Genomic DNA, 12893 nt, shown 5'->3' on the forward strand with positions numbered 1-12893 from the left:
ACTCACTTTGATAATGCAATTTCTGTTTGCACTTGCAAGTTAGTCAAACCTGTGACTCGTTTGCTGTCTTCGGGGTTGAGACGAATTTTGACTTCAACGATTCGGCTATCGAGGTTTTCGCCTGGTTGGTTGCTAAAAACATTTTGTCTGTTCACTTGCAAGCCGATATGGGAAACCTTACCTCGCAATTCGCCTGTAAAAGCTTGTCCGGTAATTACTGCTGATTGTCCTAGTTTGACTTTGCCAATCTCGGTTTGATAGACTTCTGCTACTGCTAGCATTTGGGCAGTTTGGGCTAAGTCAACGATGCCGTCATCGCTAATTTTTTCGCCTACTCGTGTATGAATTTTGAGAATCTGCCCTGCTAATGGCGCTTTGATGTACGCTGCTTCCAAGTCTGTTTTGGTGCGTTGCAGTGAGGCGATCGCATTTTCTACTTCTGTTTGGGCAGCTTGCACATCTACGGGACGAACTTCGGCAATACTGGTAAGGGTGGCTTGGGCTTCGCTGATTTGTTTACTACCTGTAGTGTTAATTCGGTTGAGTGCTACTTTGGCTTCGGCTAGTTCCTTGCTGGCTGTGGAGTTAATTCTGTTCAAGATGGCTTTAGCTTCGTCTAGTTGCTGTTTGGCAGTTTCTAAACTGAGGCGTTTACCGTCAATCGCTGAACTAGAAATGGCTCCTTCTGTGTAAAGTTGTTGGTAACGTTGGTATTCTGCTTGAGCGTTATTCAGTTCTGCTTCTAGTTTCTTAATTGTCGCTTCTTGAGCAATTCTATCTCCTTCCCATTGGGCTGCTATCCGGGCAACAGTTTGCTGTTGGGCGGTTTTGTCTCCCTGGGATTGGGCTTGCAAACGTTCGACACTCGCTTGTTGGGCGCGAATTTCTCCAACTTTGGCTCCAGCTTTGACTTGATTGAGTTTGGCTTGCGCGACTTGAACTTCTTTTTGAGCTTGAAATACGGCAGTTTGCAAGCGGGCGCGGGAGTCTAAAATTGCTACTACTTCTCCAGCCTTGACGATATCACCTTCTTTAACTAAGATTTGCGCTACGCGATCGCCATCTAAGGCCAAGGGTGCAGACAAACTCATCACTTCTGTTTCCGGTTCTAGTCTGCCTAAAGCTGATACTTTTTGGGCTGTTGCTACAGTGGGTGTAGTATCAGATGCAGCCGTTTTACTAGCTTGTCCAAACTGAGAAACTGCGTAAAACGCAATTCCCGCAGTCATGGTAGTTGCGGCAATTACTAAAGCAATTAATCCTTTATTCGCAGGCTTCAATAATAAGTTTTGGCTCATAATTCCCCTCACAAATTCATGATTTAAAAATAAATTAGGTTGATTTCAATCTGGCAATACTCAATTCTCTATCACGGGTTTTCATGAATGTTTTGTGGCTAATATATTTGGTCTATTTTGCTGCAAATAAGCTGCTAGCATTTTTCCGAGTAAATCACATTGTTCAGGAAAGTCAATTGTTTCATTACACCACAACTTTTCTAAGATCAAACCATTGATTAAGCTCAACACAAAGGTCGCTATCACTGTATCTTGAATTCCTAAAAAGTCGCACACCGCCTGCTGATAACGTCTATTAACACGTTTAAATACACTGTTATTTCTGACATCATTGACATCTTGGTATTGACAATAATCAACCCAGATATATGTCCATTTAATACAGTAATCTTCGTGTCTAACTAAATATCTACCCAAGGCTGTCATTGCCTCTGCTAATGTTTTCGCTCCATCCATTTCGGCTAAAGCTGCACTGATATCTTGTTGACTAATTTCCTCCACTAATTGCTCAAATAAAGCCTCTTTACTAGGAAAGTAATGATATAGCGTCCCTGTAGAAACTTGTAAGCCTTGAGCAATCTGCCTCATGGTGATAGAGCCATAACCTTTTTGCGCGAATAAATCAAAGCATTTACTGAGCAGATCCTTCCGATATTGGTCATGGTCAACAATCTTAGGCATAATTACCGATTATTTATATCGAACGCTCGTTATTTTTAAAATATACTCGTTTCCTTCGTTAGTCAAGTAATAACTGGAAACTCGTATTAAACTTTTCAGAAAAAATAATTAGCTAGGAAAAAACCCTATTTAACTGGGGACGGAAAATTCTTAAAAAAATATTACGCTGATATACATTTCTTAATTTATTCTAGGTTTTGAATACTGTCAAGACTTAGGAAGCTACAGCAAAATCTGTATACTGTCTCATCTCCGGCTCATGGAATGCCAGCACTATGTCTTCCTTGGGGACACCTGCACGAACCAGATCAGTGGCGATACCATCTTCAGTCCAATCCTCTTCAATCCAGAACTTGCCATCACGAATGCGGACATAGACAGTCATATCACTAATGCGATCGCCATTTTGCCAACCAAGATTCATCCAAATATAATGAGCTTTTGATTCATCAACAAGCAAAAATGTCTCAATATCTGAATTTGCATGGCGATTACTCAGTTCTACATACTCAGACAAAATGCGCTTAATTAATTGAGGATAATCCGTTAATTTATCCATTGCGTAATCTCCTCGGACTCTAAATCTACAACAATGATTGGAAGTTGATGTTTATTGAGAATGAGTTGAGTTACATCCTGAGTAAAGAAACTTTTGTAGACTACTTTACTGATAGCGATATACAACTTACGGTCTACACAAAAAATCTAAGTATATGTAGTGGCGTGGCAAGCTTTAAATGTGGCGATAGATTTTTATTTTTGTAGTGGCGTGTCTAGGTTAAAATGAGGCATTATTTAAAAATCTAACATCTTATCTTAGAGGATGTTTTAAAAGTTTTGGGCGAATGTAATTCGCTACTACACAAACAAAGTCCGCCTGCGTGGACTAACGCAAAATCAAGGATTTCAAACCCACGGAGGTGGGTTTTGCCTGTATAGCCGCGATTTCTAATCGCCGGATCTGGTGTTAATTTAGACTTTTCAAACATCCTCTTATTCATCTGCGTTTATCCGCGTTTATCTGCGTTCAATTTTTTCCCAATTTATTGCAACATTTTAGCCTTGCCACGCCAATAGGGTCTGTTAACATTGAAATTATCGACACTGAAAACGGAGACTTGCCAATTATTTGTATTTTTGAGGATTATCCAGAATGATTGCTCTAGCCACAGATATTCCCGTAACCACTATTATTCCTATGCTTACCGCTATCGGTAGCCGTGACTGGGAACAGTTCAAAAATTTAGAGTCTGATTTTGTTAGACAGTATGGCGTAGAGGTATGGGAAGAATTTTTTAACTTTCGCCTTAAACCTGCATTAGACAAGGATTCCGACAAATGGCTCCTAATTCAATGGTGCAGTAAAGGTTTTACCGTCAAGACTGTGGTTGAGTAAACAACCAAAAACTAATCTAATTTCAAAGCGTTGTGTTTGCAGCACAACGCCTTTATTCTGCCATAACTGCCTACCCCACTTTCCAACTAGGCAGGAACGACAAACTTTTCACTCCCAGCTAACTCAAAAGCCGAGTGAATGACTTGTAAAGCTTGCACACCTTGCTCTTGAGAGACAACACAACTAATTTTAATTTCCGAAGTAGCAATCATTTGAATGTTGATTTGATTTTGGGCTAAGGCGGCAAACATTTTAGCAGCTACACCGGGTTGTCCTACCATCCCCGCACCAACGATACTTACCTTAGCGATCGCACTATCCAAGACAACATCACCCCAACCTAACTCTGGGGCTACTTGGGTAAGTAATTTCTGAGCAGTTTCCCCATCCATCCGAGGAACCGTAAAAGCAATATCTCGCCGGGGAACACCATCAATCACACGACAGCGTTGAGACTGAATAATCATGTCTACACTGATATTGTGTTGTGCCAATATACCAAACAACTTTGCCGCCATACCTGGACGATCTGGGACTTGGCGAATTGCTAGACGGGCTTGGTTGAGATCCAAGGCGACACCGCGAACGGGGGGGAGACTAGGCAGAGGGACGGAGGGGCGGAGGGGTAGAGGGGAATTTAAAGCTCTTTGCTCCTCTGCTCCCCTGCTCCCCTGCTCCCCTGCTTCAATTTCAAAGGCTTGACGTAGGGCTGTGACGGCGCGATCGCCATCTGTGGCATCGACTACGCAACTCACTTTGACTTCGCTGGTGGAAATCATTTGGATGTTTACGCCTGCTTCCGCTAGGGTGGCAAACATTTTAGCTGCTACCCCTGGACGACCGATCATCCCTGCGCCAGCAATACTGACTTTGGCGATGTCTTGTTCTACCATCACTTCTGCTTCGTCAGATTTGGGGTTAGATGGGTTGCGTAGGGAGGGAGCGATCGCTGTGGCTACGGCTTCTGCGCGTTTTAATATGGGTGTGGTGACAGTAAAGGCAATGTCATTACTGTTACCTTCGTGAATTGATTGGATAATTAAATCTACGTCTACATTTTGCCGAGCAATTTCGCCAAATAACTTGGCTGCCACCCCTGGTTTGTCGGGTACGCGCAACAGAGCAACCTTGGCTTGGTTGGTGTCAAATTCTACCTCATCAACTGACCGGGCTAGTTCAAGATTGACAAGCGATCGCCCTTGGGGTTTGGGTGTTGTTACCCAAGTACCAGGATCATCTGTCCAGCTAGACTTGACTACTAACGGCATCCCATAGTTACGGGCAATTTCCACTGCACGAGGATGTAACACCTTTGCCCCTAGACTTGCTAACTCCAGCATTTCATTACAAGTGATTTCACTCATCAACTGTGCTTCGGGAACGAGGCGAGGATCTGTAGTTAAAATCCCTGGTACGTCTGTATAAATTTCACAAAAATTTGCTTGTAAAGCTGCTGCCAAAGCTACAGCTGATGTATCAGAACCACCACGTCCTAGAGTGGTAATTTCTAAGTCTCCATTGCTGGATATACCTTGAAATCCAGCGACTACTACAACTTTCCCTTCGTTGATATGGCGCATCAACCGTTCAGTTTCGATGTGTAAAATTCGCGCGCGGGTATGTTCAGCTTCAGTGACAATGCCTACTTGCGCGCCTGTCATGGAAATTGCTGGTTGTCCGAGTTCCTGCAATGCCATACTGAGGAGAGCGATCGTCACTTGCTCACCTGTGGATAGTAGCATATCCATCTCCCGGCGGCAGGGATTGGTGGAAATTTCATTAGCCAGTTTGACAAGTCCATCGGTGGTTTTACCCATTGCGGAAACTACTACGACTAGTGAATTTCCTGCTTGTACCGTTTTAGAGATACGCTGTGCAACAGCTTGAATACGTTCGACTGAACCAACAGATGAACCACCGAATTTTTGAACTATGAGCGCCATAACTTTTATGCAATCAATGTGCCTAATTCTTCCAAAGCTTCCGCCGGGTTAAGAAGTTTTGAAGGCTTATCAGTAATCTAGTGTACTAAACATTGAGGAGGATGCTTGATTATGTCTAGTTCAAAATTTATGATCCAAGCATCCCAATACAGTTTGGTTAAAGAGCAATACGGTTCAGTTAAGGAAATTTATCTGTTAAGGTAGGCAGGGGGAGTAGAGGGTGCAGGGGTGAAAAGAAGTTTCTTCACCGTTAGGGTCATTGTATCCATAGAAATTAATTGCACCATCTGAGTCCTAAACCCATTTATCTTTTTGGTTAATTTGATCCGCCATCCACACTCAAAAGTAGACGCTTTCACAACATATCTTATTGATTGATTCGGGTCATTTCAAATAATTGTTGGGCATTATTGCCGAGAAAGGAATCAAACAGGACTGATTTGCCTGGTTCTAATTCAATAAAATAACGCTGGGCAATTTCGTAATAAGCATAAGTCCAAGGAATCTGAATTTCTGCACCACTAATGTCATCAATGACTGTGACTAACTCTTTAATTGCCTGAGTAGCTGTTTGACGTAATCCACAGTAAAAATCACCTTCAATTTCTGCTTTCATCGGTACACCCAAATTAGCTAAACCAAGCGCAGTTGTATCGATGTCTGGATATTGGGGAGTGTTGTGGCGATTCACATAACCGGTGAAATGGTTTACAGCATAACCGTGCAACAATACCCATGCACCATATTGAGTCACTTGATTTACTGTTTCTACAACAGAACGTCGAGGTGGTAACCAAGGGCGAGTAAAAACTTTTTGTAGTTGTTGAACTATGACATCATCGCTTTTTGTGGCTTGTACTAGTGAGGTGGAAGAAACTGGTAATTGATCTTGAATTGAAGATACTGTTTGATAAATTAGTTGAGCAATTTGCTCAGGTAATTCATCGACAATCAACTCACTAATAAACAACTTGGGTAAATCAAATTCTGCTTGTTGTGGATGATGATAATGACAAGCATAAAGATGGGTTTGCGGAAAAGTATATTCTCCAGCAACGACATAACCCAAAGCTTCAGCTATTTGTCCTATGTAGTCAATTCCTAGATTTACTTGACCATGTGGACTATCAACTGACAAACGCAATGACCGAAAGGCGATATGATCGTTAGCAACAGTCCCTCCCCCCGCCGTAATCATCTGTTGATAGGTGCGGGCATAAGTCACTCTGGCACTGTATTCTTGCCAAAGTAGGGAAAAAAGATTTTGTGCGATGTTAGTCATCTGTTGTACTAGTTGTCTAAAATAGCTGCAATAATCTGGAGCGCGATTTGTATTTGTTCATTGTTAATAACTAAGGGTGGACAGAAACGAATTGCGGCTTTACCACAACCTAGTAGTAACAGACCTCGTAAAAAAGCTGCTTGAATCAGGCGATCGCGTAATGTAGAATCCAGATGACCGTCTTCATCCAACAAGTCCACAGCTACCATCAACCCTTTACCTCTAGGTAGAGACATTCTGGGATATTTTTCATGTAATTTAGTCAACCCAGCTTGTAAAACTTCTCCCATTGCTGTAGCATTTGTCATTAAGCCACTGTCTAATAGTTGCAAAGTAGCAAGACTAGCAGCACAAGCCACAGGATTACCGCCGAATGTGGTAGCGTGGGAACCAGGCGGCCAAGTCATTAACTCAGGTCGGGCTAAAATAGCCCCCAAAGGCAGACCACTAGCCAGACCTTTAGCAGTGGTAATGATATCGGGCATAACACTCCAATGTTCAATGGCAAATAGACGACCTGTACGTCCCATGCCAGATTGCACTTCATCCACTATCATTAAGATGCCGTAGCGATCGCAGATATTGCGAATTCTCTGTAAGAAACCATCTTCCGGTACAATATAACCACCTTCACCTTGAATCGGTTCGACGATAATTGCTGCTACTTCATGGGGAGGAATGATTGTGTTAAACAGATGATTTTCTAAATAATCTAGGCTAGCGTTTGTACCGTAAGGGATATGAGTTACGCCTGGTAGTAATGGCCCAAAATTAGCTCGTTGTACAGTTTTAGAACCAGTCAAAGACATAGCGCCATAAGTCCGCCCGTGGAATGCGCCTAAAAAAGCGATGAGCAGCGATCGCTTGGTGTAATATCGAGCTAGTTTGATCGCTCCTTCGTTTGATTCAGCCCCGGAGTTAGTGAAAAATACCTTAGCACCATCAATCAAAGGGGCGCGGTTAGCTAACTGTTCTGCTAATTCCACCAGTGGTTCATAATAAAAATCCGTCCCCGACATATGTAATAGCCGCGCTGATTGGACTTGAATTGCCTTAACTACTTCTGGGTGGGCGTGTCCAGTAGCAGTCACAGCAATACCTGCGGTCATATCTAAAAACACGTTACCATCTACATCTTCCACCATACAACCCTCACCACGGGCGACAACCAAGGGATAATCACGGGTATAAGAAGGAGATGTGACGGTGCGATCGCGTTGTACAATAGCCTTGGCACGAGGGCCTGGTATTGATGTCACTAAACGAGGTATATGAGGTAAATCTTGATTAATCGGGATAGTTAACATTTTGTTTGAGTTTTTCTAAATACGGACGCTACTGCAAAAGCCGGGAACATCCCAACTCAACTTTTGTCACCAGTTTAGTCATGAGTGTGCAGGTTATAATGCCAAGTTAGGCTGAGTTTCTTGCCATAACTGGCAGAGGTTTGATGCCCTGTTCAGTGCGCCAAAAGCGCATAATCAAATTAGTATTGCAAAGTTTGTTGCCAATTTATGAGTATCCTATTCAGCCAAAAAATCAGACTCACATTAGGTGCTGCTGCATTGTTGCTTGTAGGTATAGGTAGTAGCCATCTATATAATAATCATTCCCCAAATAAACAGCTAGTCCAACAGCAAATCAATTCTCCTCAAAATCAATTCCAGATTGCCCAAGCAGCTAGTCTCACTACCCCACTAAACGCTAATTTCTGGCAAAAAACCACTATTACACCAGCAGTAATCTCTGCTAAAGCTAATTTAGCTCAAAATTTACCTCCCAAACCCATCAGTTTTCCCATCATTGATGAGTGGAAAAAGTATAAATTTAGTGTTAGTGGTAATCAAATTTTAGCAACATCACAACTACCAACCAATAAAATTAATTTTAATCAGTCTGACTTATTAACCGTACTGATCAACACTAGAAAATACTTTCAAGAACACGCTACCGAAGACCCAGATATCTTACGTACTGGTTTGTTAAGTACACAAAAAGTCACCACCGCAGATATTTTCAGAACTCTAGATTTTATGATTGATGTCCTCAGAGAGGATATTGCCAATAATCGCATCACTCGCTTACAAAATCCCAACTTTATCAACAGAAATTTTCGGGTGATCCGATGGACAGCATACAACCCAGAAAACAACGAACAAAAGCAACTGAGAATTACAAAATATGCCGTTTTTACACATCCTGGTTCTCGTAAACGCACTTCAACCTACAACACACCAATTTATAGCCTCAAAGATAACTTAGTAGCGGATAAATTTTACACCAGATATACAAAACAGGATGTATTAGCTGGTATTTACGAACCAGGAGGTAGAGAATACGGCAAAGTTGAACCTCTAGCTTATTTAACACGCACTGGTTTAGAAGAAGCATTAATGCAGGGAACGGTCTTGGTAAATTTTACAGATGGTTCTCAAGCATTTTTTAATGTAGATAAAAATAATGGCATGTCTTATGTCCGGGGTTTAAAGGCAACAGCACAAAGGCGTTATTGGTATTTTAGACAGGTTGATGCGATTAAAGGCTATGGCTACAAAATAGATAGCAAAATTTCGATTAAACCAGGCGTTACTTTTGCTGGAGATGTGTTAAATATTGGCTTAGGTCGAGTAGTTGTGATTGAGCATAATCAAGGTGGACGTAGGCAATTGCAAATGGGAGTCATTGCCGATACAGGCGGAGCATTTTTACCCAATTTACATCAACTTGATTTCTTAGCTGGAATTTTTCCCAGTCAAAAAGCTTTTGGGCAATATATTAGTCAGCTACCTGAGTATGCTACAGCCTATTTTTTAGTGAAGAAGTGAAAATCTATTGCCTATTGCCTATTGCCTATTGCCTATTGCCTATTGCCTATTCCCTTTAAATTGGTGCAGCCGACTCGAAAACAGATGATCTAGGATTGTCATAGGACTCTGTTCTGACGCGCTTAAATTGTAGATAATATTACTGAAGCAGCTATCCGCCAAAGCCATGACTCAAGCCATACCCAAGCTAGTAACTTTCCAGGAATTTGTCGATTGGCTACCCGAAAACCCCGGAGTACGCTACGAACTACATAACGGAGACATTGTGGAAATGGCACAACCAGTAGGCGACCATGAAGAAGTTAAGAGCTTTCTCTGTATCGAAATTCCCGTAGAAATCAAACGTTTAGGATTACCATATGGTATCCCCAACCAAGTGATAGTTAGACCTCCAGAAAAGGATTCTGGTTACTTTCCTGATGTATTGGTATTAAATCGGGCAAATCTGGTCAATGAAACATTATGGAAAAAAGCATCTACCCTCAGTTTAGGAGCATCCATCCCTTTGGTGATTGAGATTGTCTCAACCAACTGGCGAGATGATTACTACGTGAAATATGCTGATTACGAGGAGATGGGTATCCCTGAATACTGGATTATAGATTATGCCGCTTTAGGTGGACGTAATTTTATCGGCAACCCCAAACAACCGACCGTTTCTGTGTGTAACTTAGTTGATGGAGAATATCAAGTCAGCAAATTTCGAGATAGCGATCGCATTATCTCCCAAACGCTTCCCGAATTAAATCTTACAGCTAGTCAAATTTTTGCCGCAGGTTTAGCGTAGTCAAAAAGTGACTTTAAATTACTATCCTGAGTTTTAAGTATTAGTTTGGCGATCGCCTAAATTTTACAATTACCCTGATTAAACCAGAACCGATGAGCCGTGAGGAGAAAAATTCTATACCTACTAACTCTTACTCCCCCACACTTGCGGGTGTGCGGGTTTTAATAGTAGACGATGAACCAGATATCCGAGACTTAATCACCTTTATCCTAGAAGATTATGATGTGGCAGTCACGGCAGTATCATCAGCACAAGAAGCATTAGAAACCTTATCTCTATCACTCCCAGATATTCTCATCAGCGATATTGGGATGCCAGAGGTAGATGGTTATATGCTGATGCGCCAACTCAGACAGCAACCACCACAACAGGGAGGAAATCTACCAGCGATCGCCCTCACCGCTTATGCTGGAGAAATCAATCAGCAACAGGCAATCAACGCTGGCTTTCAACTGCACATATCCAAACCCGTAGATCCTGATGCTTTAATTGAGGCAATTAGTAGTTTGCTCAACTCTAGCAAAAATTAAAGTGATTAGCTGGGTAATGGCTAATTGGTAATTGAGAGAAAATTCTTACCTAATACCCAATACCCAATACCCAATACCCAATACCCATCACTCATGAAATTAATTTCCGAACCATCAATTCCTGTAAAAATTCACAAGATGAAGGAGAGAGTGCGATGGCAGCATCCTAGCATCGTCCAGCGCGGCATCGACCAAACCAGTCTAGTAATTGATGATGGCCGAGACGAAAATCCAGAATTTTCGTTTATGGTCATTGGTGATAGTGGTACAAAGTCACACTACGGTTCTCATCCCCAAAGGCAGGTGGCAGAACTAATGCTGGCACATAAAGATCAGTGCCGCTTTGTGTTACACACTGGAGATGTCATTTATGTGGTAGGTTCCCATGAGTATTACCCAGCTAACTTTATCGAACCTTACCGGGAGTTTTTAGTGGGTGGCGAGAACCCGCACAAAATTGCTAGCGATCGCATGACGTTTAATCTACCCTTTTTACCAGTATTAGGCAACCATGATTACTATGATGTCCCTTTAATGTATCGCTTGCTGACCGGAAGTACGTTACGCTTACGACGAATGCTACGCTACAAAGATTTTGAGATCGGTTGGCACGGTTCTAATCAAGGTGATGCTTACGCCAAAGCATTTATTGATTATCTCGCAGCCTTTAACACCCCAGAAGCATTACATCGTCATTTAGACCAGCACTACACAGCTAAAACAGATACAGGTCGCTGTCTACGTTACTTACCTGGAGAATTCACCCGCGTCCCCAACCGTTATTATACTTTCCGTTACGGTGGTATTGATTTTTTTGCCCTTGATTCTAACACTTGGAATACACCCTCACCTTTACCCACAACCCCAGCCGGAGACATTTACCGCCGGGAATTACAACAGCGTCGCCAAGAAATAGATCAAGAAGAAAGACAAATCTTAGGAGAATGCGACACCCTCAACCCAGATCATCCAGATGATGCCGAACAACTTGATGACCTCAGCGCCAAATTAGACCAAATCAATGAAGTCAAAATCGATATCGAAAAGCAATTAGCATCCCACAACACACCAAATATAGATTTTGAACAACTAGACTGGCTGCGAAGTCGGCTGATTGCATCGTGGAACACTACAGAAGTACGCGGCAGAATTATTTTTTTCCACCATCCCCCCTACGTGACTGAGGCGACAAAATGGAATCAAGCACAAACTTTAGCAGTTCGTCATCGTTTGCGCTGGGTATTTAACCAAGTTGCCGAAACCCTCGGTTCTCTGGTTAAAGAACGTCCCATAGTTGATTTAATTTTCAACGGTCATGCCCACTGTCTAGAATATCTCCGTACAGTTGATACAGGTTATGCTGACTCACATCTCAACTGCATTATTTCTGGTGGTAGTGGTCGTCGTCCTCGTCGTCAACGACCAGAAGGAACAGAATTAATGGAGATTTTTCATGATCATTCTGGACGTTCTGTGCGAAAAGTTGCCGATTCACTGCTGTATGTGGGACGTAGTGACCAAAATTCACCCAAGCGATTACCCTATTCTGCTGTACGGATTGATGTACAAGCCGGAAATCCACCCCAGTTTATTGTCAGACCTTTGGTTGCAGAACGAGTAGAAGAACAATGGCACAAGCACGAGTTAGCACCATTGGTAATTTGAAGAAGAATTCAGAAGTCAGAAACAATCCCATAGCTGCCAAAAAAGCCAAACAACAAAAAACCAGGGTTTAACCCCTGGTGTTATCAGCAATTATCACAAACTTTTTACCAGCTTTAGTCTTTAGCAGTGGCACAAAAACTGATATGGTACACTGTACCTTTAGCTGGATGTGTCTGCACTTCTTTGAGTACAGTTTTTCCAGTCCATTCTAGTTCAGGAATGTTGAGTTCAATTTCTGTTTTGTTAACAGCAGCAGCTTTGAGTAGACGTTCCACAACTTTGGCATCAACTACCAAAGAAATTGATTCTCTACCTTTGTGTCCGTACAAGTTAGCAGGGATAAGTCCAGAACGGCGCAGCGCATTGGGTTTGCTGCCTTCTGGTCGAGTTTTAGATTCGACTGTCAGAGACATATGTTTTTGTTAGTTGTTAGTTGTCAATGTTCAATGGTCAATGGTCAATGGTCAATGGTCAATGGTCAATGGT

Annotated in this window: 13 protein-coding genes; 5 read left to right on the forward strand and 8 right to left on the reverse strand. The window is 42.2% G+C overall.

The features are described from left to right. Positions 1 to 2 precede the first annotated feature (2 nt). The 4 genes from FD725_RS07545 to FD725_RS07560 form a co-directional block, all read right to left on the reverse strand. Positions 3 to 1298: an ABC exporter membrane fusion protein gene (locus tag FD725_RS07545; protein WP_179047549.1), complete on the reverse strand. Its 1296-nt coding sequence runs from the start codon at positions 1296 to 1298 to the stop codon at positions 3 to 5. An 81-nt stretch (positions 1299 to 1379) separates the two neighbouring features. Continuing rightward, on the reverse strand, positions 1380 to 1979 hold the full coding sequence (locus tag FD725_RS07550; protein ID WP_179047550.1) for a TetR/AcrR family transcriptional regulator: 600 nt from the start codon (positions 1977 to 1979) through the stop codon (positions 1380 to 1382). A 214-nt stretch (positions 1980 to 2193) separates the two neighbouring features. Next, complete coding sequence (locus tag FD725_RS07555; RefSeq protein ID WP_179047551.1) at positions 2194 to 2538, reverse strand: XisI protein; 345 nt, start codon at positions 2536 to 2538, stop codon at positions 2194 to 2196. Beyond that, positions 2526 to 2663, reverse strand: coding sequence for an element excision factor XisH family protein (locus FD725_RS07560; RefSeq protein WP_256871869.1), 138 nt, complete (start codon positions 2661 to 2663; stop codon positions 2526 to 2528). Before FD725_RS07560 ends, FD725_RS07555 begins: the two co-directional genes overlap by 13 nt. Positions 2664 to 3132: 469 nt before the next feature. Between FD725_RS07560 and FD725_RS07565 the strand changes: the two genes are divergently transcribed. Beyond that, positions 3133 to 3375 carry a hypothetical protein gene (locus FD725_RS07565; protein ID WP_179047552.1) on the forward strand — a complete coding sequence of 81 codons (243 nt, stop codon included), beginning with the start codon at positions 3133 to 3135 and terminating at the stop codon, positions 3373 to 3375. Between the two features lie 86 nt (positions 3376 to 3461). Here the strand turns inward: FD725_RS07565 and FD725_RS07570 are convergent, their stop codons facing one another. The 3 genes from FD725_RS07570 to FD725_RS07580 all read right to left on the reverse strand — a co-directional run bounded on the left by FD725_RS07570 (position 3462) and on the right by FD725_RS07580 (position 7907). Next, positions 3462 to 5318 (reverse strand): aspartate kinase, encoded by a 1857-nt coding sequence (locus tag FD725_RS07570; protein WP_179047553.1) that lies wholly within the window; start codon positions 5316 to 5318, stop codon positions 3462 to 3464. A gap of 367 nt (positions 5319 to 5685) precedes the next feature. Then, positions 5686 to 6600: a DUF1338 domain-containing protein gene (locus tag FD725_RS07575; RefSeq protein WP_179047554.1), complete on the reverse strand. Its 915-nt coding sequence runs from the start codon at positions 6598 to 6600 to the stop codon at positions 5686 to 5688. A gap of 8 nt (positions 6601 to 6608) precedes the next feature. Then, positions 6609 to 7907 (reverse strand): acetyl ornithine aminotransferase family protein, encoded by a 1299-nt coding sequence (locus FD725_RS07580; RefSeq protein ID WP_179047555.1) that lies wholly within the window; start codon positions 7905 to 7907, stop codon positions 6609 to 6611. A 207-nt stretch (positions 7908 to 8114) separates the two neighbouring features. On the opposite strand from FD725_RS07580, the gene FD725_RS07585 reads away from it, so the two are divergent. From FD725_RS07585 to FD725_RS07600, 4 genes are all read left to right on the forward strand, one after another. Next, positions 8115 to 9425: a hypothetical protein gene (locus tag FD725_RS07585; protein ID WP_179047556.1), complete on the forward strand. Its 1311-nt coding sequence runs from the start codon at positions 8115 to 8117 to the stop codon at positions 9423 to 9425. A gap of 166 nt (positions 9426 to 9591) precedes the next feature. Next, entirely contained in the window at positions 9592 to 10212 is a 621-nt protein-coding gene (locus FD725_RS07590) for a Uma2 family endonuclease (protein ID WP_179047557.1), read from the forward strand. 92 nt (positions 10213 to 10304) lie between these two features. Next, the gene (locus FD725_RS07595) at positions 10305 to 10742 is read left to right on the forward strand and encodes a response regulator (RefSeq protein ID WP_179047558.1); all 438 of its coding nucleotides are present in this window, start codon (positions 10305 to 10307) and stop codon (positions 10740 to 10742) included. A gap of 93 nt (positions 10743 to 10835) precedes the next feature. Further along, positions 10836 to 12407 (forward strand): metallophosphoesterase, encoded by a 1572-nt coding sequence (locus FD725_RS07600; protein ID WP_179047559.1) that lies wholly within the window; start codon positions 10836 to 10838, stop codon positions 12405 to 12407. 113 nt (positions 12408 to 12520) lie between these two features. Here FD725_RS07600 and rplY read toward each other — a convergent pair whose 3' ends face one another. After that, the gene (rplY, locus tag FD725_RS07605; protein WP_179047560.1) at positions 12521 to 12820 is read right to left on the reverse strand and encodes a 50S ribosomal protein L25; all 300 of its coding nucleotides are present in this window, start codon (positions 12818 to 12820) and stop codon (positions 12521 to 12523) included. Positions 12821 to 12893: the final 73 nt, after the last annotated feature.

Origin of the sequence: Nostoc sp. TCL26-01 (genome assembly GCF_013393945.1) — a bacterium.
Classification (GTDB): Bacteria; Cyanobacteriota; Cyanobacteriia; order Cyanobacteriales; family Nostocaceae; genus Trichormus.

Excerpts from the sequence above, each read along its gene's own strand:
- FD725_RS07545 (WP_179047549.1), bottom strand. The coding sequence starts at position 1,298 with ATGAGCCAAAACTTATTATTGAAGCCTGCGAATAAAGGATTAATTGCT.
- FD725_RS07550 (WP_179047550.1), bottom strand. The coding sequence starts at position 1,979 with ATGCCTAAGATTGTTGACCATGACCAATATCGGAAGGATCTGCTCAGT.
- FD725_RS07555 (WP_179047551.1), bottom strand. The coding sequence starts at position 2,538 with ATGGATAAATTAACGGATTATCCTCAATTAATTAAGCGCATTTTGTCT.
- FD725_RS07565 (WP_179047552.1), top strand. The coding sequence starts at position 3,133 with ATGATTGCTCTAGCCACAGATATTCCCGTAACCACTATTATTCCTATG.
- FD725_RS07570 (WP_179047553.1), bottom strand. The coding sequence starts at position 5,318 with ATGGCGCTCATAGTTCAAAAATTCGGTGGTTCATCTGTTGGTTCAGTC.
- FD725_RS07575 (WP_179047554.1), bottom strand. The coding sequence starts at position 6,600 with ATGACTAACATCGCACAAAATCTTTTTTCCCTACTTTGGCAAGAATAC.
- FD725_RS07580 (WP_179047555.1), bottom strand. The coding sequence starts at position 7,907 with ATGTTAACTATCCCGATTAATCAAGATTTACCTCATATACCTCGTTTA.
- FD725_RS07585 (WP_179047556.1), top strand. The coding sequence starts at position 8,115 with ATGAGTATCCTATTCAGCCAAAAAATCAGACTCACATTAGGTGCTGCT.
- FD725_RS07590 (WP_179047557.1), top strand. The coding sequence starts at position 9,592 with ATGACTCAAGCCATACCCAAGCTAGTAACTTTCCAGGAATTTGTCGAT.
- FD725_RS07595 (WP_179047558.1), top strand. The coding sequence starts at position 10,305 with ATGAGCCGTGAGGAGAAAAATTCTATACCTACTAACTCTTACTCCCCC.
- FD725_RS07600 (WP_179047559.1), top strand. The coding sequence starts at position 10,836 with ATGAAATTAATTTCCGAACCATCAATTCCTGTAAAAATTCACAAGATG.
- rplY (WP_179047560.1), bottom strand. The coding sequence starts at position 12,820 with ATGTCTCTGACAGTCGAATCTAAAACTCGACCAGAAGGCAGCAAACCC.